Genomic DNA, 20,254 nt, shown 5'->3' with positions numbered 1-20,254 from the left:
CCTCACTTTGAGATGTCCGCGTGCCTGATCTGGCTGCCCTTGGCAATCGGGCGTGCCGCGACCTGACCGATCAGGCTTTCATAGGCATCGACCGGGAAATCGCCTGTTCCCGGGCGCCGTACCCACAGGTTGTCCTCGGTGAGGGTTTCACCGGCGGCGATCGCGCGGTCGGCCACCACCGACGCGAACGCAAACCGCATGGTCACCGCCTCTTGCGCAATCGCCTCCTTGCGGCCGCCGCGGGCCTTGGCCAGTGCCTGCGCCCCCTGCCGCAACGCCGTCATCGCAGCCGGGTCCATGGAACAGACGATGTCCGGGCCAGGGCGATCCATCCTGTCCGTGAAATGACGTTCGAGGATGGAGGCTCCCAGCGCCACCGCGCCCAGGCAGGCATAGTTGTCCACCGTATGATCCGACAGCCCCACCACCGCATCCGGGAACGCCTCGCCCAGCGCCTGCATGCCTCCGAGCCGGACAAGTTCATGCGGAGTCGGATAGATGTTCGTGCAATGCAGCAGCGCGAACGGCACATTGGCCGCGCGCAGAATGTCGACCGACCGTGAGACACTGCCAATCGAGTTCATGCCCGTGGACAGGATGACGGGCTTGCCGAACGACGCCACCAGTTTGATCAGCGGCGTATTGTTGCACTCGCCCGATCCGATCTTGTAGGCGGGAATGTCCATGTCGCGCAGGCGCAGCGCGGCGGCTCGCGAGAACGGCGTGCTGATGAACTGCATGCCCAGCGACTTCACGTGCTGCATCATCGCCCGCTCGTCCGCCTCGTTCAGCGCGCACCGACGCATGATTTCATAGATGGAGACGTCCGCATTGCCGGGGATGACCGACTTCGCCTCGTCGGACATCTCGTCCTCGACAATATGTGTCTGGTGCTTGACTACCTCGGCCCCCGCCCGATGGGCCGCATCGACCATCTCGATCGCCACATCCAGGCTGCCTTCGTGGTTGATGCCGATCTCGGCGACGATCAGCGGTTCGTGCGCCAGGCCCACCGGGCGGTTACCGATGCTGAAAGAAGGTGCGGTCATTCCACTGTCCTCATCATGTTGGCCAACGCCAGGTCGCGCTCGGTATCGATGTCCAGCGATCGGTCGGCGGGCATTTCGTGGAAATCCACGGGTTCGATAAAAAAGCGGCGCGCGCGGAACAGATCGCGCACATCGTTGATGTAGATGGCGCCATTGACGCGCAGCGCCTTGGGCAGTTGCTGGCGCGGCGTCTCCAGCGAGGCCGGATCCACCATCGGACGAGCGCCCTGGTCCGTCCGCAGAATGGTCTTGAACGGATGGTGCTCGCATTCACAGACCGAAATGACCGATCCCAAGGGCTTCGCCACAAACCGGTCCAGGGCTTCCTGCACATCACGCGGCTCGCGCATGGGGCTGGTGGGCTGCAACAGCACGCAGGCCCCTTGGTCGATGCCTGTCTGCCGCAAGGCATGCAGGACAGCATCGATCGTGGCGGCATCATCGCCAGAGATGTCTGGCGGCCGGCGCACCACCTCGGCGCCGTGGCGCAGCGCCTCGGCCTCGATGGCGTCGCCGTCGGTCGAGACGATGATCCGCCCCACACCCGCCACGCCACGCGCCGCGTCGATCGCGCGAACCACCAACGAACGGCCGTGCACCTGGCGCAGGTTCTTGCCCGGCACGCCCTTGGATCCGGCGCGTGCCGGAATGACCGCGACTACGCTCATCGAATGTCAACGAAGGATTTCTGCACTGGCGTATGCCAGAAGCGATCGGTATCGATGGCGTCTGCAAAGCGTTTGACGCTGTTGCCGTCCCCGAACCAGGCCGATGGCTCGAAACTGCCGACGCTCGCGACCTGTTTGATCGCGCCCAGCACCTCGCGGCTGGCGTACCCGCAGTTGGTGACCGACTTGCCGGCGAACCGCCGACTCTGCCGCGTTCCCACATTGATGGACGGGATGCCGTAAAACGGCGCCTCGCGGATGCCCGCGCTGGAGTTGCCGATGATGAAGGAAGCGTTCTTCAGCAAGGTCAGGAATGACTCGAAACGCACCGAAGGAATGATCAGGAATCGCTCGTATCGCTGGTACATCTCAAGCGCGTCGAGGATGGCCCGGCTACCCGTATCGTTGTTCGGGTAGATGACAACGTAATTGCGGCTGCTCTCCTGCAGTGCCGAGAAATAGGACAGCGCATGATCCAGCATCTGTCCTTCCTCGGTCGTCACCGGGTGAAAGAGCGAGATCGCGTAATCATCGAATTCGATGTCGTAGTGCCGCTTGACCGACTGCAGATCCGGCAGATCGTCGGAGCCCATCACGTCGAGATCGGGCGAACCGACCACGAATACCGAACTCGGATCCTCGCCCATTTGGATCAGGCGCTGCCGCGCCTCTTCGTTGGCCACCATGTGGATATGGGCCAGCTTGCTGATCGAATGCCGGATCAGTTCGTCCACCGTACCCGACAGTTCCCCCCCTTCGATGTGGCAGACCAGCGTGTTGCTCAGCGCACCGACCGTGGCGCCCGCCAGCGCCTCGAGCCGGTCGCCGTGCACCACGATCAGGTCGGGTCTCACTTCATCGGCGATGCGGGAGACAATGGAAATCGTGTTGCCCAGCACCGAGCACATCGGCTCGCCGGAATACTGGTTGGCCACCAGGTACATGTTGTCGAAGCTCTCGCGGCGCACCTCAAGGTGCGTGGCCCCATAGAGCTTCATCATGTGCATGCCGGTGACCAAGACATGCAGTTCCATGTCCTCGTGCCGGTCCACGAAATGCATGAGGCGCTTGATCTTGCCGAAATCCGCTCTCGTGCCCGTCAGAAAGAGTACTTTTTTCATCCGTACCACCGAATGTTCGTCTGAACGCCCCCTTCACTTCAGTAATGGTATGTGGCGTCCCGTTACATTCTTTAGACGTTTGATCTCTTCGAGGAAATTGACAAATTTAGCTATCTATTTCCAATTATTGATACAGAATAACTAAACAAATAGCTCCCTTGGCGATCCGGCTTCCGCGCCAGCATCACTGCCCAGCGTCATTACTCTTCCAACCGAACGCTGTGGACATCGAACAGCATCTCAAGGGGGGAACGTTCCGCAAGCAACCGCTTGACCGAATGCCGTACCGCCATGGAAATGCCTTCTCGCGTGTAGAACCCACCGTTGATCTGGGTGGCGTGAATGACGACGTTGCGAAATTGCTGGAACAACGACATATCCGGCGGCTCCGCCTCAGTCCAGAATTCGTCAAGCCCGCCCTGGAAGGTAAGCCCTGGCAAGTCGTAGACGGCTTTTCCCAGCGCGACCGTCGGACGCGCATGAACCAAAGCCGATCCTCCCACGGTGCTGTTGACCGTGACGACGCCTGCCGTATGGTTGAGCAATGTCGGCATGTGCCCGGACTCCAGAAACAGCACGCGATCCCTCACCCCGAATTCCTCAGCCGTCGACACCGCATGGCGTTCGTGGCCATCCATGCCTGGATCCAGTGGATGGCTCTTGATGACCAGAATGGAGTCTGCAGGCGACCGGGCAGCGAAGGACGATATGACCGTGCGCACCACCGATTTCATGTCGCCAAATGAGGAATGCTGACGGATTTGCGTATCGCTGTTCAACTGCAACGGCAGCACGTAGAAATGGAGATCTCGTCGAAGCAACTCGCCGATCGCCTGCGCGTCCCGCCGCCCGCGTCCCTGCAGGCGAAGGCCACGGCGGATATACGCCGGGTACTCCGCCCAGGGCGAGCACGGCGCATGGGTCCGATAGTGCGGATAGAACCAGCGATTGCGCAGGCTGTGCGAGTTATACACCACGTCATGCCAAGCTCTTGCAAGGAATGACGACTTGAAGGCCTGGCCATTCCCATAGCGCGGCAGCTTGCGGCCGACGGCCCGATACCAGTCGGGATCGCGAGGCAATAGCGAATTTGCGTTGACGCCATCGCGTTCAAGTGTCAGCCAATAAGGCCGGAAATAACCTTCCTCGAAAACATGGATGCGAACACCCAAACGGTGGGCCACCTCGATCGCAGCCTGATGAACGGGACGTCGATCGCCAAACAGCACGATGTCTGTCGCGCCGGTCTGGGTCAATAACTGATCGTAGAAGACGGGAAGGCGGTCGATCGTGTCGCGGAAGGCATGCACTGCAGACCCGTCCCACACGCAATCGTCACCCACCGTGAAGTTCACTTTGGAGACGCTGGCTCCGGCCTGACGCAACCCTGCGCCCAGTTCCCGGAAAAATGGCGAGCACACCCCCTGCAACAACACATATGAGCGCTCGCGCGCCGTTGGCGGCATATCGTCCTGCGTCAACGGGGAGGATCTGTGATTCATTGCCATGCTCATAAGTCTCGCTTCATCTCCTGATTCAAACGTTCAGCCGTGTGGCATGGCATGCGCGGCCAACCGCCCAAGTACCTCATGGTTTCCGGAACAACCAGGCAATCCACTTCATGCAGAGCGCATGGGTTCGGTTCCGGCGCTCGGCGCGCCACTCGAGAAGTTCCTGCAACGCCCGCTCGGGCGTGGTGTACTGACCGGTGACGCGGCTGACGTAGGTGGGGTAAAGCAAAAGCGTAGCCGCCACCAGCTCATCCAGCGACAGCCTGCGCGTGCGGCGCGCCTTCACCCGGTCTTGCAGGCCGTTATCACGCGTCAGGCCCCACCCTGCATAGAAAGGCTGGCCGTACGTCACGACCGGCACACCGCGCAGCAGTGCCTCGAATCCCATCAAGGAAGTCAGCACGTGCACTTCCTCGACCTGCGCCAGCAAATCAGGCAACGGCACATCGCCGATGATCTCGTCGCACCATCGCCCGGCATCGGCCTCGTTCTCCCCGGCCTTGCGCAGCCGGGCAACCACGTCGGGATGGGGTTTGTAGAGCACCCAGGCGTCGGGGCACGCCTGCCGCACGGCCTGCAGCAGCGCGACATTGCCGCGGATGCCGCTTGCACCATACTGGATGGAGGCATCCGTCTCGACCTGGCCCGGCACCAGGACCACTCTTCGTCCGTTCTCGGGCCGTCGCCAGATGGCGCCGCCCGCCAGGTTGTACTTGGTGATGCCTGCCAGGCAAAGCTGAGTACGCAATCCGGCCGCGCGCTGGAGCAACTCCTCGGGAAACTCCGCCGTCGCCAGCAATCGTTCGAGTTGGGAGGGTCGCATCGCGTCATAGTAGATGCCAATTTCGTCCTGCACCCAGGACAACGGGCGGATCAGACTGGCCCCCAGACCGACCGAGCGCAGAAAACCGTCCTCCAGGCGAATCACCGGCGCGGAGGTCGTCAATGCATCATCGTGCTTGCGGCCCCACACGGCGACCGCCACGGCATCCGCCGGAACCTGGCGTGGCTCTTTGACGAAAGCGACGTGGCTGCCCCTGAAGAACTCGCGCACGAACGGCTTTTTCCACCCAGAGAAGCCGGCCGCGCACAGTTGCGAAGGATAGCGACCACGCATCCTACGCTGCAGGCTGAGCCACGCGATCACGGCCTCGACCTGGCACGCCTGCCCTGTCTCGGGGTGCACGTAGCGGCTGTAGTCGATCAGCGCGGCGTGCACGAGGCGCGGCAACGGCACGGGTACGCGCCGGCCCGTAGGCGCTGCGTCGTCCTGAGTCAACCCCCAGCCAGCATAAAATGGCATGCCGAACGTGCGCACGGGCCGCCCCCAGATCAACGCCTCGAAACCCAATTGGGACGTGACGGTGTATACCGCGCGCGCGCGCGCGCCAGCATGCCGGCAGGGTGCGCGTCATTGGCCACGACCCGCACTCGCGGCATGCGGCACAGGCTGGCCAGATCGAAATGGCCCTTCTTACGACCCGCCACTACGTCGGGATGAACCTTGACCACCACGGTGCAATCAGGGTGCTCGTCCAGGGCGGCCCGCAGCGCGCGCGTGAAACTGCCTGTATCGGCGGCGCCGCAGGAAATGGACGCGTCGCCATAGGTCTGGTCGGCCACGAGCACGAAATCGCTGTCATCCGGCGGCGACCAGTCGCGGGCGTGGTTGTACTTCGAAACCCTGCCTGCGCGCCAAGCGGCCATCAGCGCCTCGGCACGCGCCTCGTGTGCCGACGACCAGTTTGCGGGCGCGGCGATCAGCGATTCGAGCCGAGAAGGACGCGAAGCATCCAGGTAGAGGCCCTGGTCGTCCAGTACCACCGACAACGGCGGCTCGCCCTGCCCCGGCTTTACCGATCGGAGAAAACCATCCTCGACATGACACACACTCAGCCCGCGGCGCTCGGCATAGTGTCGCGCACGCAAGGCACTGGGCCGCAGGCCCCACGCCAGCACTCGGTCGGTCTCGCGCACGCGCACCGGCCTGCCTCGCTGGATCAGGAAATCAGGCACCAGCGCGTCAAGCGAGGGAATACGACGCACGCCCGCCGACAACACGATGAGGCGCGGCTTCCGCGCATCCTCCACGGAATCCGCTGCCTGCCTTTGAATGTCTGTAGGCACGTCAGCCAATCGAGCAAGAAGTGAAAGGTCCCGCCAGGCATACCCAGTCAGGGCCACGAAACGGGGACATCAGACCGGCAACGGTGGCGTGATCGACTCCATGGCCAACACGCTTTCGGCGAAATGCCAATCCAGCCAAGTGTCGATGTCCACGCCCTCGGCCACTGCCGTCATCGGGAACGGCAGGACGTCCTGGGTAAGGAAACGGCGATCTCTGCGCAGCCTGTCCGGCGATATAAGGTACAACGAGCCATTCAGGGTCCACATGGCCTCCAAATCCTGGCTACGAACGGCCAGCGCATCCCAGCCGAGTACCGGGCTCATGCCCTCGTCAGCCATGCGGAATGTCCAGGCCGGGTGCGATGCGGCGGGCGATACACTGACCACTGGCCGAGTGCCGCCATGCGAGCGGAACAGCGCCCAGGCCTGTGAGATGGCGTCCGGGCCTCGGAACGGCGAGGTCGGTTGCAGCAGCAGCAAACCGTCGGCGGGTCCGTGTTCCGCCTCGAACAGCGCGAGTTCATGCAAGGCGACCTCGACGCTGCCCGCCAAGTCGGTCGCCAGTTCCGCTGGACGCATCGTAGGCACGGACGCACCTAGCGAACGGGCCACCTCGGCAATCTCGGCATCGTCGGTGGACACTCGCACTTCTTTGCATATCCCGCTGCGCAACGCCGCCCTGATCGACCAACCAATCAACGGCAAACCACCCAGAGGCAGTACATTCTTGCGCGGCACGCGCCTGGACCCGCCCCGCGCGGGCACCAGTGCGAGCACGTTTCTCATTTGAGCAGGCTCCCGAACTCGGACTGCGCTCGCTTGAAATCCTCCATGCGACCGATGTCCAGCCAGTACTCATGCACCGGGAACGACGCAACCTCGGAGCCTTGGTGGATGAACTGTTCCAGCAGAGTTGGCATGTCGATCTGGGTGCCTGGCTTGACACTGCGCACGAGTTCGGGCGACAGCGCGTACACCCCAGCGTTGACGAACACCTTCTGGACGGGCTTCTCGACCATGGAACGAATCAAATGCCCCTCGCTCTCGATCACGCCATAGGGGATCTGATGTTCGTATTCGCGCACGCACATCGTGGCCACGCAGCCGTGGGCTGTATGGAAATCCAACAGGCCGCGGAAGTTCAGGTTGGACAGCAGGTCGCCGTTCATCATGATCATCGGCAGGTTGATCTCGTCATGCGGCAACAAGCCCAGCGCCCCGCCCGTGCCCAGAGGCACCTCCTCGTGCACGTAAGTGATGTCCACCCCCCACTTCGAACCATCACCGAAGTGGGCCTGGATCATCTCTGGCAGATAGTGCGTGGAAATGTAGTAACGCCGGAAGCCCGCCTCGATGAAGCTGTCCAGGATGATCTCGAGGATCGGCTTGTCGCCGACTTTCAGCAGCGGCTTGGGACAATCGCTGGTCAGAGGGCGCGGGCGCTTGCCGAAGCCGCCCGCCATCAGAAAAACAGGATTACCGACGTGTTCCCGACCGAGCAGATCGTGCAGCGTCTTCAGGCCGATCAGTTTGCCGTCATGGTCGACCAACGGGATCTGCGAGATCCTGAATTCCTCCATGACTTTGCGAAGTCGCTCGTGGCCCCAGTCAGGCGTGGCGACACGCGGCGTCTTGCCCATGACGTGTTCAACGGGAACATCCAGCGAATCGCGGCGCAACAGCGCGCGTCGAACATCGCCATCGGTCACCACGCCGTGCAGCCGGCCTTCGGCGTCCACGACCAATCCGATTTGTAGCCCCGACTTGTCGATGATGGAAATCGCCTGCCCAAGCGTCGCGTCCATGGCGACCACGCAAGACTGCCATTTCTTCATTTTCTGTTCATGCCTATGAAAACTGGATATCGTGAAACGCCTTCATCGTCAGTCCATCCAGCGGATGGTTGGCCAGGACCTTGGCGATGCGCTGGCTTGCGCCTCCGTCCCCATACGGATTGACCGCAAGGCCGAGAAGCTCCTGAAATGCTGGCGAATACAGGCGTTCGATAGCTATACGGATTGATGTCCGGGTAGGATCGCAATCGATGACGCTGCAGGCGGAAAGCCTCCCTTTCTGTCTGGAACCGATGTTGATGGTGCCGATGCCGAAACTGGGGGCTTCGGCAATGCCGCTGGAAGAGTTGCCGACCACAGCGTCGACGAACTGCATGCACGACAGGTAGCGCCGCTGCCCCAAGGAGGCGTACACGTGGACGTTGGGCTGCTGGCGTGCGAAATCCTCCACCAACTTGGCCAAGCCGCGACCACCCGTATCGGCATTCGGCATGGTGAATATGATGGTCGTATCATCCAGGCTCTCCAACGCGGCGAGCATCTCCTGCATCTGATGATCGGAACTGAGCGAGTCCAGGGTGACGGGATGGAAGGTCACCAACAAGTTTCGGCGGCGAAAGACCAAGCCCAGGGACTGCTCCAGTTCGCCTCGCGGCATCAGCGAGACACGCTTGATCGCATCGACTCCGAGTCCGCCGAACATGAAGACGCGCTCGGGAGCCTCGCCAAGTTGCAAGACGCGATTACGGTACTCCGGCGCACCCGTGAAGTGCAACTGCGACATCTTTGTAATGCAGTGCCGGATCGCCTCGTCGAACGCGCCTTCGGTGGTTTCACCGCCATGCAGGTGCGCGATAGGAATGCGCGCCACCATGGCCGCGGCGGCCACCGAGAGCATCTCGTAGCGGTCACCCAGGATAACGACCACATCCGGCCGCAACTGCTCGAAGGCATCGGCATAGCCGATCAGGCCCAGCGCCATCGAGCGGCTGATGGCAGACGGCGTGTCCGAACTGAGCAGCATTTCGACCTTGCGGTCGATGACGAAGCCATCGGCCTCGATTTCGCGATAGGTGTAGCCGAACTCGGGCGCCAGATGCGCACCCGTCGCCAACACCTGCAACTGGACGGAAGAATCGGCCTTGAGTTCGTGCATGAGCCATTTCAGCAGGCCGTACTCGGCCCGCGTTCCCGTCACGACGCAAATACGGCGGTTCATAGCTCGATCAACTCGTCCTCGGCGAAATCGCGGCGCGCCGTACGCCCGATCACGTCGTCCCAGCGCATGGGCGAGATACCCGTGCCAGGGCGCTTGGTGCTCAGGCTATCCTCGGTGAACACCTCGCCTGCAGCGATGGGACGGCCGGCCACGATGGACTTGCGGGCGATCGCCTTGTTCTTGAGCTCGCTGGGACTGGGGCGCTTCAGGCCATCGCCCAGTGCTTGTTCGACATTGCGGATGCCCCGCACCATGGCGGCCAGTTCCTGAGGCTCGAGGCTGGCGCGGTGATCCGGACCGGGCATGGTGCGCGACAGCGTGAAGTGCTTTTCGATCAGCGTGGCGCCGCGCGCCACGGCCGCGATGGGGATCTCGATGCCTTCCGTGTGATCCGAATAGCCTACCGGCGTGCCGAATGCCGACCGCAGCGTGTCCATGGCGCGTAGATTCACGTCCGCCATCGGCGCCGGATATTCGGTCGTGCAATGCAGGATGGTGACTTGCGAACGCGGTGTGCCCGCCTGCTCGATGACTTCCAATGCCGAGTCGATCTCGCCAATAGTAGCCATGCCCGTGGAGAGGATCAGCGGGAAACCGTGGCGTGATATATGTCGCAGCAATGGCAAATTGGTAAGCTCGCCCGAAGGAACCTTGATCATGCGCAAGCCCAGATCGACCAGCATGTCGAAGCTATCGAAATCGAAAGCCGTGGAGAAAAACTGGATGCCTTGCTTCTCGCACTCCTTGATCAGCACCAGATGGTCCGCATGTGAAAGCTCTAGCTTGCGGACCATCTCTAATTGGGACTCCCCCGGATCGGTAGTCGCGTTTTGATAGCTAGCCTTCGGCGCCGATTTGGAGACAATCTTGGAGGCGGTAAAGGACTGGAATTTGACGATATCCGCACCTGCCCTGGCGGCCTCCCGAATCAGCCGCTTGGCTAATTCAATATCGCCGTTGTGATTGACGCCGGCCTCGGCAATGATCAATACGCTCATTTAATCCTCTTGGCAGGTATGCCTATATAGGTTCCATTTGGTTCGCAGTCTCTTATCACGACAGCACCAGCGCCGACAACCGCACCGGCGCCTATGATTAGCTTGCGCTCAGGCGTTCCCTGCTTGACGCTAGCGCCGATTCCTATCCAGGCACCTTGTTGCACATGCACGTTTCCCGAAATGTTCACTCCGGGCGAAACCACTGCAAAGTCTTCGATGACGCAATCGTGACTAACGGTGGCATTGACATTGAACAACGTGAAATTGCCTACGACGATCCGGCTGGTCATTCGTACTCCAGCGCAAACCACCACGCCAATAGCTTGTTCCAGAAGTTCGCGCTGCCGCCAGCCAAATGACGACTGTGAATGAACGAGATTGCGAAAGCGCAGTTGACCCGCAAACCGGTCGTAAACTTTCTTACGTATCGCGCTATCACCGATTCCTATCAAAAACTCCATGCTAGCGGCATGTTTCAATACGTCGCTTTCAAGCATGTACTCTATGCCCTCGTTTAGGTAGCCTGCTTCAGCAAGATCCCTCACGACGTAAACGGGAGAAAGTCCTTGGTCCCGGGCTATGTCTCCGACTTCCCGGGCCATGCCTGAACAACCGAAAATCCCCACCTTAGACATGTTCAAGACGCAACCATATAGCTGCTGGGCAAGTTGACTACACGCTGTTCGAACCAACGAGCATTGGAAATGTCACCCTGCCGGCAATCGCGATACATTGGCAGTTCGCTCATCAGGGCCCAGATCGGGCGGGTCATGACGCCAGCGCCGTTCGTGCCTTGCAGCAGATGCTCACGCGCCGCGTGATCTTCGCAGATCACGGCATTGAGCCAGTAATTGGATTGGCATCCGGCCGGCTCAGTCACGAACTGGTACTCACTGCCCGACAGCAGGGCTTGGTACTCGGACGCCAACTGCCGCTTGAAAGCGATGAAAGCATCCAGGCGCTCGAGCTGCGCGCACCCCAGCGCGGCATTCAGGTTAGGCAGCCGGTAATTGAACCCCAGCTCGTCATGCACGAAATTGTACGGATGCGGCTGCTTGGCGGTGGTGGTGATGTACTTCGCTCGGGTGCCGAGCGCCTCGTCGGTCAGGATCATGCCGCCGCCCCCGGTGGTCAGGATCTTGTTGCCATTAAAACTCAGGGTACCCAGCTTGCCCAAGGTGCCGGTATGTTTGCCTTTGTACAGGCTGCCGAGCGACTCCGCAGCATCCTCGACGACTGGCACACCCCACTGATTACATATGGATACCAATTCATCCATGCGTACGGGGTGCCCAAAGGTGTGCATCGGCAGGCAGGCCTTGACCAGCCCTCCTCCATCGCTCAAACGGCATCGCCCCGCTTCGTCCAATTCGGCATGCTCCTGCAGCCAGGTCTGGACGGCTTGCGGTGACAGGCCCATGGTGTCGCGGTCGACATCGATGAAGATCGGCTTGGCCCCGCAGTATGAGATTGCGTTGCAGGTGGCCACGAATGTCAGCGGCTGGGTGATGACAAAATCACCCGGCTCGACGCCGGCCAGCTTCAAGGCAATGTGCAGCGCCGCAGTGCCATTCATCGTTGCAACCGCGCGCGGCGAGCCGGTGTAGGCCGCCATTTCGTTCTCGAAGCGGTCCACATAGGCGCCGACGCTGGACACGAACGTAGAATCGATCGTGTCGGTTACGTAGGCCTTCTCGTTACCACCGAAGACAGGCGCATGCAGCGGAATGAACTGGTTCGTACGATATTTCTGGCGCACGAACGAAACGATGTCGTTGATCATGATGGCCTCAAACGTTATAGATGTCGGCCTTGTATTTCGCCAGGTTGGCAGGCTGCGTGAACCAGTCGATGGTGGCCTGCAGACCGTCACGGATCGAGAATTGCGGCTTGAAGCCCGTCAGCTCATTGATCAGGGTGTTGTCGCACCAGAGACGGAACACCTCGGACTTGCCGGGACGCAGCCGTTGGCCGTCGGTAATGAACTCGACGTCGCTGTTCATCAACTCGCGGATGAGTGAGAGCGTATCGCCCACGGATATCTCGAAGTTCGAGCCAATGTTGACGGTTTTGCCGATGGCAGCATCGCAGCGGGCTAGCGCGATGAAGCCGCGGCAGGTATCCAGCACGTAGTTGAAGTCGCGTGTGGGCGACACATCGCCCAGTTTGATCTGGGGTACGCCGCTGGCGATCTGGCTGATGATCGTCGGGATCACTGCGCGGGCCGACTGACGGGGGCCGTAGGTATTGAACGGGCGGGCCACCACAAGCGGCAGGTCGAAGGCGTTGTAAAAGCTCATCGCCATGGCGTCGGCACCGATCTTCGAGGCGCTATAAGGCGACTGCGGTTGCAGCGGATGTTTCTCGTCGATGGGCACGTATTGCGCCGTCCCGTAGACCTCGCTGGTCGAGGTATGGACGACGCGCGACACGCCCAACTCCTTCGCGGCCTGACAGATATTCAACGTACCCTTGACGTTCGTATCGACATAGCTGTCTGGCGCCACGTATGAATACGGAATTGCGATCAGTGCGGCCAAGTGAAAGACCGTGTCCACGCCCTGCATGATGTGCTTGCAATAGTGCGGATCCCTCACATCCCCAGTCAGGACCTCAATCTGGCCCTTGCAATCCACATCTTCAAGCCAGCCCCAGTTATTGAACGAGTTGTATTGAGACAGGGCCTTGACATTGCATCCTTCCTTGACAAGCATCTCGGTGAGATGCGATCCGATGAAACCGTCGGCCCCTGTGACAAGTACGTTCTTCATGATTTTGATATCTATCTTTGGACGTTAAACAGTGGGAATGTGAGAGGCAATGAAACGTTCCACCGACCCGCCGTCGAATGGCGCCGCCAGTTGCGGGTTCGCCGCCATGTAGGCCGCCCTGCTTTCATGCAGGGCGCGGGCCAAGGGGCCGGACTCCATCAATTGCAGGATGGCGTCCTCGAGCGCCGCTTCGTCGATAACCTTCAACGCCAAACCGATACGCGAAAAATCGATCGACTCTTCGATTCCGCGGAAGGCGGAGACAATCACGTCCTTGCCATACAGCGCGCTCTCCAGCAATACGCTGCTGAACAATCCCACCACGATGGAACTGCGCGCCACGGCTTCGTAGGTATCTCCGTCGCGCCCCAGGACACGGGCGAATTCGGCGTCTCCGAACATAGCCCTCACCTCATTGAGGATGGGTAACTCCTGGAACGGGTGCGGCTTGACCAACAAAGACAGACCGTGCCGACCGCAAATGGACTTCAGCGCGCGAGCAGTCGCAAGCATCTCATAGGACGTGGAGTGCTGCATTGCAAAAAGTATCGAACCGCGGGCCGGCGTACGGCCGTACTCCCGGACGGCCTCGTCCATGGCCGCGAGGCGGGAGGCAATGTTCACGGAGCCGATTTTCTGCAGGGAATCGGGCGCGGCGCCAAGATTGGAGAACACCTCGACCTGCGACGTGTCGATCACACCCATACGATCGATGGCGGGCGGCTTGTAGCGCAAGGACGCCGATATGATCTGCGGCTGGATACCGATCGACGGCACGTTGCAGCCACGCGCCACCGCCGCCAAAATCCGCGAAATGTGATTGCGATCCATCGACGTGGCGAACAGCACCGCGCGCTCCATCGCGTGGCCGGCCTCGGCAATAAAAACAATCTGCGCGAACAACGACTCGCAATACTTGGCAATGCGCGGCTGGAAAATATTGACGAACTCGTCGGGTAGGCGCTGGCGCACCAGTTCCAACACACGACTCAAGAACCTGCCTTCGAAAAACTCGGCAAAGGCCGTAATCTCCTCCGGATACTTGACCCGGTAGCGACCCAGATTACCGTTGTAGACGGCGCACCGTTTGCTGAGGTCGGCTAGCAACGCGATCAGCTTGACCTCATCCTGTCCGCTAGCCGGCAACAGGCCCGAGTTGTAGAACAACATGGGCAATCTGGAACGCTTATCGACCGTCTCGACGATTTTCAACGAGGCAGGCGAATAGGCGTAGTTCATGCCCCCCACGTTGCCGCAAATGGCCACATGCTTGCCATAACTTTCATAGTCGTCGAAGCTGCGTTTCTGCAGGCTCCACCAGAAGCGCGAGAACGCCGTCTTCAATTCCGCTAGGTTCTGCAGCGGCTGCGGCGGCGCGGCGACGGCCTCCACAGCCTTGATCATCAATGGCTTGGTATCGCCGTCCAGCGAAGCCAGGAACACTTTGCCCAGCGCGGACTTGGCCTTGCCATGGAACAGATACGACTGCAGCATATCCATGCTGGCATCGCCATTCTCGAACAGCATCAGAATGGCGTCGTACTCATCCAACGACTCTCTCACGCCATAAAAACGTAGCGACTCAAAGTAGATATAGTCCTCGAGTCCGGCGGCCAACGCCTCAATCACCCCTGAATTGAGGTGCTCACTAGCCGTTTCCACGAGGGCCAGCCGCAGGCTGTCGGCGAAGGTCTGAGTCAGCTTCACCGAATTGGCTTCAACCGGCGACATCGGCAAACTATATTTCTTGTGGATCGACGTCACCTTCAACAGATCCTGCTCCTGGACGTCCAGCACCAGGGTCTCGTCGTTGGCCAACGTATCACGTGACGCGATGATAGTGACATTCTTGCCCGCGGCCGCCAGCCCGCGCGCGACCAGCCAGGCCTGAGGAGAATCGGTGACCAGCGCGATGTTCTGCGCCGTCGAGTTGTAGAGGAAGCGGGAATCGACACTGTGCCGCGTCATCAGGTTGTAGGGCTTGAGCCGCTTGAGCGACTTTTCCGGCGTCAACACCTCGACGGCGCTCAGTTGCATGCTGAACTCATCGATGACCTCCGGAAGGGTCATCGGGCGCATGTCGATGGGGCTACGATAGCGCGGATACAACACGTACGCTGCCGCGAATACCTCTTCCACCGACAGCTTGCGTTGCCGGCGGCTCTCGATCTGCCGGTCGTCAGTCAGTCCCCACCCCGAGTAAAAAGGCGCCCCCACGGTGGTCACGGCCACGCCGTGCATCAAAGCCTCGAACCCGGCCAGCGAGGTCATCGTGTAGACACGGTCAACCCCTTCCAGGGCGTCCACCAAAGACAGCGGCACCTTCAGTATCTCGGCCATGTGCGATAGTTGGCCCGTATTGGAAATTTCCTTGCGCAGCCCGGCCAGCACGTCAGGATGCGGCTTGTAGATGACCTGGGCATCAGGGTTCTCATCGGCCGCCAACTGAATGAGCTCGGCGTTCTTCATAATGCGTCGGCAGCCGTACAACAACGATTGGTCGTCCTCGACCTGGCCGATGACCAGGACGCGAGGCCGAACCTTCGGCCCGTACAGCGCCCCAGCCAGGCTGGTGCGAGCCTCGTTGTACTTGGACAGCCGCAACTCGCGGATCTGGGCCAGGCAAGAACGCGCAGTGGCCATCAGCTCAGGCGCGGCATCGAAGTCATACCCTGACAGCAATTTTTCCAGATCGGAGGGACGCGAGGAATCGTAGTACAGGCCCGAACGGTCGTAGCACAGTGAATACGGTAGAACGTGACTGGCGCCCAATCCGATCGAGCGCATGAAGCCGTCCTCAATGTGATGGATCGGGACATCGTACTCGGCGGAGAACTCTTCGAGATGCTCGGGCAGCGTACGGCCCCAAACAACGAACAGTGGACGCAATGAGCGACGAATACGCCCCTCATGAAGGTAGACGTCGTCCTTCAACGCCAGAAAGCGCAAGTTGTAGTCAGACAGATAGCGCCTGAGCATGGGGCGCTTCCATTTCGCAACATTGAATACCCACGCGGTACGTCGCCAGACCGAGACCGGCTGCGTCGCCCTCATGAAGATATCCGTGCTGAAATTCAGCGAGCGTCTGATTCGCGACCCGCCCGTATCCGGCTGACAATCAACATTCTTTTGCTTTGCGATCTTCATCTAAATAAGATTGAGTTACCCTGAAGTGAGTCCGACGGTCGGGGACGACTGAGCCCGGCACGGAAAGACAAAACATGGATGACCGCACCGCGCCTGGCACGGACTGCGTCTTGAAATCACCGCAGCATTACAAGGTCTTGTAATACGCAATGCCCTCGTCCACGTCATCGAACTTCTTTATCTCCCCATGGTCCAGCACCAGCACCACGTCGCATAGGCTCTTCACCTGTGACATCCCGTGCGTGACAAGAATGATGTTGGCCTTGCCTACCCGCTTGCGGAATTCTTCCGAGGCCCGGGTCTTGAATTTCTGATCGCCCGTGGACATGGCTTCATCTACAAGGTAGTAATCGAAATCAAAGGCAAGACTCAGGCCGAACGCAACGCGTGCGCGCATGCCCGAGGAATGGGTGTTGACCGGCTGATCGAAGTAATCTCCGATATCAGCGAAGTTCTGGACATAATCGACGATCTCGCGCAGCCGGTCGCTCTCGGCCCCGTAGACGCGCGCGACGAACTTGACGTTTTGGCGGGCAGTCAGCGAGCCTTGGAAACCGCCGCTCAGGCCGACTGGCCACGAGATACTGTCAGGGGTGATGATCTTGCCGCTATCGGGCATGTCCTGCCCGGCAAGCAGCCGCATCAGGGTGGACTTGCCTGCCCCGTTTCGGCCGATGATGGCAAGGTTCTTGCCATGAGGCACCATGAAACTGAGGTTGCGGAAGACGAACTTCCGCCCTTTGGTGGTGCGGTACGACTTGGTGACATCGCGCAGTTCGATCATGCGGCCACCAGATGCAGGCGGCGGGCGCGGTACAGCGCGGTGCCGATGAACAAGACGACGATGGTCAGCGCCAATGGATAGACAATAGTGATACCGGCCGTATGATGGTAATGATCGAACACGCCGATGCGCAGTTCGTCGATGATGTGCAGCAGTGGGTTCCATAACAGGTATTGCAGGATCTGCGGTGGAACCAGCCACACGGGAAAGATCACGCCCGAAAGGAAATACAGCGGCATGAATATCAGACGCAGAAACACCCTCAGTTCGGGCAGGGCGTCGACCACTACACACAAGATCAGGCCGATACCGAACGAGAACGAGACACCCAGCACCATGATGGCCATCCAGCGCAACGGATCAGTCATCGAAACGTCGTAGCCCGCCCAGAAACCCAGACCGGACATGATCAAAACGTACACACACGCCATCAAAGTGAACTCGACGAGCGTGCGAGCCACTACGGTATCGAATGGCTTGATCTGCTTATACGCGAACAAGGCCTTGTTGGCGTTGATGGCCTCCATGCTCTTGAGCATGATGTTCTTAAACATGAGAAATGGCACGATGCCGGTGATCAGGTAGACCGGAAAGTCGAGCCCAGGCACTTGGCGGCCACGCAGCAAGGTCATGATCGCCATCACGCCCACTACGTGCGCGATGGGCTCGAAGAAAAACCAGAACGCGCCAGCCCGACGCGCGCCGAACCGACCGCGTACCTCGCGCAAGACCAGCGCGAAAATGACCGCGCGGGTAATCGCCAGAGGTTGACGCTTCTTCATTCCCATGCTGTCGCGCCTATCGGAAGCTGTTATTGACCGAATTGACCGTACGGCCAAGCACCAGCACCTGCACAATGGGTGAAATGACCTTTTGCCATTCATATACGGCGGCGTTGGTCACGTAAATCGCGTCGTCGGGCTGAACCAGGAACTGACGGGCCAGAAACATGGCCACGGGCTCGCGCATGTTCAGCCGGAACACTTCGGCACGCGGCTGCCCCGCGCCGCCTTGCTGCGGATCGTCGACCAGACGGAAGACGAACACGCCGGACGCATCGGCGCTGGCTTCGCTCAGGCCTCGCACACTGCCCAGAACCTCCAGCAGACTGGGATTGTCGGACGGAAGATCATGCAAACCGGGATCACCCACCGCCCCCATCGCCACGAACCGCTTCCGGGCACGCTCGAGTACGACCTCTGCACCCGGAGGAACAATTTGGTTCTTGCCGGACAATAAATCCTGATAGTTGAAATCGTAGGACTTCTGGCCCGTGCGCACCACCACGCGGATCAAATGGGGCTCGAGTACAGGCCCCCCGGCCCGGTTGATGGCATCTAGAAGAGTGAGCGGCCCTTGCAGGGCAGAGAAACGACCCGGCGTCTTCACGGCCCCTGCGACCAGCACGGAACCGGACAGATCACCCGTGATGTCCACCTTGACCTGCACGTCGGTCGTGATGCCGCGTAACCTCGCGTGCAGCATATCCTCGACCTGCCCGGGCGTCTTGCCGGCCACGGACTCGCGGCCCACGTAAGGCAGAGAGATGTCGCCCTTGCTGTCCACCCGGACGCTGTCGAACACCGTGCCGCCAGTGGCCAATGGCGCGAAGATGGCGCCCTCGCGGGCGCTGTCGGCCACCATCACGCGCAGCACATCCCCAGGCACGAGGCGCACCTCGGGAACGCTGGGCAGCGCCACGTCGGACTTTAAAGGGTCGATCGGCGGCCGCATGTAGGGACCGATCGTCTGCGCGCTCAGATCGACCAGCGTGTACTGCTGGGACTCGGCATCATCAAGAACCGCTCCTTTCGAAGGACCGGCGGCGGACAGGAGACTGGTACCGCAGCCTGCAAGCAGCAGGGGCACACACAGGGCGCAAAGGCGCAGAGCAAAACGAGCGGTCATGGCAGGTACGGATCTTTTGTGGAGAGATTTAGTCGCGATGGTCTTCGATCGTTGAAATCACGAACCGGACGATGCCATAGAGCAGCAGCAAGACGATGAAAAGCGTAATCAGGTTATAGGCGCGTTGAGGATAGACCGCCTCATCGGGGCGGTTCGGCGACACCACGGTGACCAGGCTGCGCAACTTCTTGCTGGCTTCCATACGAGCTGTCTCGACGCCACCGACGGCCGCCTTGTAGGCGTCCTCGGCAATTCCCGCGTCAATTGTGAGATTGCGATACTGCGAGGCGACCACGTTGAGTTTTTCGCCGCTTTTCCGCGATACCAGACGTTTGTTCTCGACAGCAAGCTGTTGCTCCAGCGCCTGGATGCGGACACGCTGCTGGCGGATCTGCGGCGTATTGGGCGCCAAGGTCGCCATCAGCCCGGTCAAAGCGGTACGCTCCTTGGTAAGCGTGGCCTCAAGGTCGGCGATGACTTCAGCCTGCGCCTTGGCCGATGCTTCAGCATTGAGCATGTTACTCTGGCTCTGGAAGACCAGAAGATCGTCGCGGCGACGCTCATATTCCTTGCGCGCATTGGCCAGCTCACCCTGGGCGAACGCCATCTGATCGCGTGCCATCTTGTGCGAGATCTCGTTGACGAATCGCTCTGCCTCGCCAAGCATCAGGCGAAGCACCTGCTGAGAAAAGTCGCGGTCAAAGGCCTGCACCTCGACCTCGAGCAGGCCTGTCTGCTCATCGAAATGCGCAGTTACCAGCCGGCGGTAGAAACCCAGCACATCCTCCTCGGAAGCCTCGGCAGGCAGCCAGTACAGCGGGTCCTGCCAACGGCCAGCGTAATGCTGCGACCAGTTCAACTGCTTCTGCAGCACGGCGAGCATGTCCTGGGAAGTCAGGAACTCGCGCAGAAAAAGAGTCTCCTCGCGTGAGGTCGGATTGATGCCGCCCAGCATCATTGCCAGCCCCGAAGCGGCCACCGACGGCGACGACTGGCGTTCGCCCACCTGGCGCACGATGACCTGGGCCGTGCTGACGTAACGATTCGAGGCAAAAAAGGCGTAATACGCGATTGCCACCAGCATCGGAACGGCCACGACCAAAACCGCTACGCGCCAGGATTTCAATTTTTCAAAAGTGCTCATCTAGCTACATTTTT

18 protein-coding genes and 1 pseudogene are annotated in these 20,254 nt (G+C 60.4%); all 19 read right to left on the bottom strand.

Annotated features, from left to right (window positions below; all coding sequences use genetic code 11):
• Positions 1 to 2: 2 nt before the first annotated feature.
• The 19 genes and pseudogenes from A6745_RS27325 to A6745_RS27250 all read right to left on the bottom strand — a co-directional run bounded on the left by A6745_RS27325 (position 3) and on the right by A6745_RS27250 (position 20,240).
• Positions 3 to 1,013 carry an N-acetylneuraminate synthase family protein gene (locus tag A6745_RS27325; protein WP_269148927.1) on the bottom strand — a complete coding sequence of 337 codons (1,011 nt, stop codon included), beginning with the start codon at positions 1,011 to 1,013 and terminating at the stop codon, positions 3 to 5.
• Between the two features lie 32 nt (positions 1,014 to 1,045).
• Positions 1,046 to 1,717, bottom strand: coding sequence for an acylneuraminate cytidylyltransferase family protein (locus tag A6745_RS27320; RefSeq protein ID WP_066134652.1), 672 nt, complete (start codon positions 1,715 to 1,717; stop codon positions 1,046 to 1,048).
• Positions 1,714 to 2,838: a UDP-N-acetylglucosamine 2-epimerase gene (gene neuC / locus A6745_RS27315; protein WP_066134649.1), complete on the bottom strand. Its 1,125-nt coding sequence runs from the start codon at positions 2,836 to 2,838 to the stop codon at positions 1,714 to 1,716. Before neuC (A6745_RS27315) ends, A6745_RS27320 begins: the two co-directional genes overlap by 4 nt.
• Positions 2,839 to 3,038: 200 nt before the next feature.
• Positions 3,039 to 4,340 (bottom strand): capsule biosynthesis protein, encoded by a 1,302-nt coding sequence (locus A6745_RS27310; RefSeq protein ID WP_231886099.1) that lies wholly within the window; start codon positions 4,338 to 4,340, stop codon positions 3,039 to 3,041.
• 85 nt (positions 4,341 to 4,425) lie between these two features.
• A complete protein-coding gene (locus A6745_RS29490; RefSeq protein ID WP_231886113.1) occupies positions 4,426 to 5,586 on the bottom strand; it encodes a capsular polysaccharide export protein, LipB/KpsS family in 1,161 nt (386 codons plus the stop codon).
• 9 nt (positions 5,587 to 5,595) lie between these two features.
• Positions 5,596 to 5,685: pseudogene (locus A6745_RS29610) on the bottom strand (capsular polysaccharide export protein, LipB/KpsS family); the annotation flags it as partial.
• Entirely contained in the window at positions 5,682 to 6,476 is a 795-nt protein-coding gene (locus A6745_RS29485; RefSeq protein ID WP_269148926.1) for a capsular polysaccharide export protein, LipB/KpsS family, read from the bottom strand. The gene A6745_RS29485 and the pseudogene A6745_RS29610, both read right to left, overlap by 4 nt.
• A gap of 69 nt (positions 6,477 to 6,545) precedes the next feature.
• Positions 6,546 to 7,262 carry an acylneuraminate cytidylyltransferase family protein gene (locus A6745_RS27300; RefSeq protein ID WP_066134646.1) on the bottom strand — a complete coding sequence of 239 codons (717 nt, stop codon included), beginning with the start codon at positions 7,260 to 7,262 and terminating at the stop codon, positions 6,546 to 6,548.
• Positions 7,259 to 8,311 (bottom strand): nucleotidyltransferase family protein, encoded by a 1,053-nt coding sequence (locus A6745_RS27295; RefSeq protein WP_066134643.1) that lies wholly within the window; start codon positions 8,309 to 8,311, stop codon positions 7,259 to 7,261. The genes A6745_RS27300 and A6745_RS27295 overlap by 4 nt, the downstream gene beginning before the upstream one ends.
• 13 nt (positions 8,312 to 8,324) lie before the next feature.
• Positions 8,325 to 9,488 carry a UDP-N-acetylglucosamine 2-epimerase gene (gene neuC, locus A6745_RS27290; RefSeq protein WP_066134640.1) on the bottom strand — a complete coding sequence of 388 codons (1,164 nt, stop codon included), beginning with the start codon at positions 9,486 to 9,488 and terminating at the stop codon, positions 8,325 to 8,327.
• Entirely contained in the window at positions 9,485 to 10,486 is a 1,002-nt protein-coding gene (neuB, locus tag A6745_RS27285; protein WP_066134639.1) for an N-acetylneuraminate synthase, read from the bottom strand. The genes neuC (A6745_RS27290) and neuB overlap by 4 nt, the downstream gene beginning before the upstream one ends.
• Positions 10,483 to 11,121: a PglD-related sugar-binding protein gene (locus A6745_RS28900; protein WP_269148929.1), complete on the bottom strand. Its 639-nt coding sequence runs from the start codon at positions 11,119 to 11,121 to the stop codon at positions 10,483 to 10,485. The genes neuB and A6745_RS28900 overlap by 4 nt, the downstream gene beginning before the upstream one ends.
• Positions 11,122 to 11,123: 2 nt before the next feature.
• Entirely contained in the window at positions 11,124 to 12,269 is a 1,146-nt protein-coding gene (locus tag A6745_RS27280) for a LegC family aminotransferase (RefSeq protein ID WP_066134638.1), read from the bottom strand.
• A gap of 7 nt (positions 12,270 to 12,276) precedes the next feature.
• Positions 12,277 to 13,257: an NAD-dependent 4,6-dehydratase LegB gene (locus A6745_RS27275; protein ID WP_066134635.1), complete on the bottom strand. Its 981-nt coding sequence runs from the start codon at positions 13,255 to 13,257 to the stop codon at positions 12,277 to 12,279.
• 24 nt (positions 13,258 to 13,281) lie between these two features.
• Complete coding sequence (locus tag A6745_RS27270; RefSeq protein ID WP_082853328.1) at positions 13,282 to 16,404, bottom strand: capsular polysaccharide export protein, LipB/KpsS family; 3,123 nt, start codon at positions 16,402 to 16,404, stop codon at positions 13,282 to 13,284.
• A gap of 127 nt (positions 16,405 to 16,531) precedes the next feature.
• Positions 16,532 to 17,188, bottom strand: a complete 657-nt coding sequence (locus tag A6745_RS27265; RefSeq protein ID WP_066134631.1) for an ABC transporter ATP-binding protein — start codon at positions 17,186 to 17,188, stop codon at positions 16,532 to 16,534.
• Positions 17,185 to 17,976, bottom strand: a complete 792-nt coding sequence (locus A6745_RS27260; protein WP_231886098.1) for an ABC transporter permease — start codon at positions 17,974 to 17,976, stop codon at positions 17,185 to 17,187. The genes A6745_RS27265 and A6745_RS27260 overlap by 4 nt, the downstream gene beginning before the upstream one ends.
• Positions 17,977 to 17,986: 10 nt before the next feature.
• The gene (locus A6745_RS27255) at positions 17,987 to 19,096 is read right to left on the bottom strand and encodes a polysaccharide biosynthesis/export family protein (RefSeq protein ID WP_066134625.1); all 1,110 of its coding nucleotides are present in this window, start codon (positions 19,094 to 19,096) and stop codon (positions 17,987 to 17,989) included.
• A 28-nt stretch (positions 19,097 to 19,124) separates the two neighbouring features.
• Positions 19,125 to 20,240 carry an ABC transporter permease gene (locus A6745_RS27250; protein ID WP_066134622.1) on the bottom strand — a complete coding sequence of 372 codons (1,116 nt, stop codon included), beginning with the start codon at positions 20,238 to 20,240 and terminating at the stop codon, positions 19,125 to 19,127.
• Positions 20,241 to 20,254: the final 14 nt, after the last annotated feature.

Origin of the sequence: Bordetella ansorpii, assembly GCF_900078705.1 — a bacterium.
GTDB lineage: Bacteria > Pseudomonadota > Gammaproteobacteria > Burkholderiales > Burkholderiaceae_B > Bordetella > Bordetella ansorpii_A.
The sequence above is the reverse complement of the archived record's forward strand: the minus strand, read 5'-3'. Positions and strand labels throughout refer to the sequence as shown.

Coding starts and splice junctions, on each gene's coding strand:
- A6745_RS27320 (WP_066134652.1), bottom strand. CDS start 1,717: ATGAGCGTAGTCGCGGTCATTCCGGCACGCGCCGGATCCAAGGGCGTG.
- neuC (WP_066134649.1), bottom strand. CDS start 2,838: ATGAAAAAAGTACTCTTTCTGACGGGCACGAGAGCGGATTTCGGCAAG.
- A6745_RS27310 (WP_231886099.1), bottom strand. CDS start 4,340: ATGAATCACAGATCCTCCCCGTTGACGCAGGACGATATGCCGCCAACG.
- A6745_RS27300 (WP_066134646.1), bottom strand. CDS start 7,262: ATGAGAAACGTGCTCGCACTGGTGCCCGCGCGGGGCGGGTCCAGGCGC.
- A6745_RS27295 (WP_066134643.1), bottom strand. CDS start 8,311: ATGAAGAAATGGCAGTCTTGCGTGGTCGCCATGGACGCGACGCTTGGG.
- neuC (WP_066134640.1), bottom strand. CDS start 9,488: ATGAACCGCCGTATTTGCGTCGTGACGGGAACGCGGGCCGAGTACGGC.
- neuB (WP_066134639.1), bottom strand. CDS start 10,486: ATGAGCGTATTGATCATTGCCGAGGCCGGCGTCAATCACAACGGCGAT.
- A6745_RS28900 (WP_269148929.1), bottom strand. CDS start 11,121: ATGTCTAAGGTGGGGATTTTCGGTTGTTCAGGCATGGCCCGGGAAGTC.
- A6745_RS27280 (WP_066134638.1), bottom strand. CDS start 12,269: ATGATCAACGACATCGTTTCGTTCGTGCGCCAGAAATATCGTACGAAC.
- A6745_RS27275 (WP_066134635.1), bottom strand. CDS start 13,257: ATGAAGAACGTACTTGTCACAGGGGCCGACGGTTTCATCGGATCGCAT.
- A6745_RS27270 (WP_082853328.1), bottom strand. CDS start 16,404: ATGAAGATCGCAAAGCAAAAGAATGTTGATTGTCAGCCGGATACGGGC.
- A6745_RS27265 (WP_066134631.1), bottom strand. CDS start 17,188: ATGATCGAACTGCGCGATGTCACCAAGTCGTACCGCACCACCAAAGGG.
- A6745_RS27260 (WP_231886098.1), bottom strand. CDS start 17,976: ATGGGAATGAAGAAGCGTCAACCTCTGGCGATTACCCGCGCGGTCATT.
- A6745_RS27255 (WP_066134625.1), bottom strand. CDS start 19,096: ATGACCGCTCGTTTTGCTCTGCGCCTTTGCGCCCTGTGTGTGCCCCTG.
- A6745_RS27250 (WP_066134622.1), bottom strand. CDS start 20,240: ATGAGCACTTTTGAAAAATTGAAATCCTGGCGCGTAGCGGTTTTGGTC.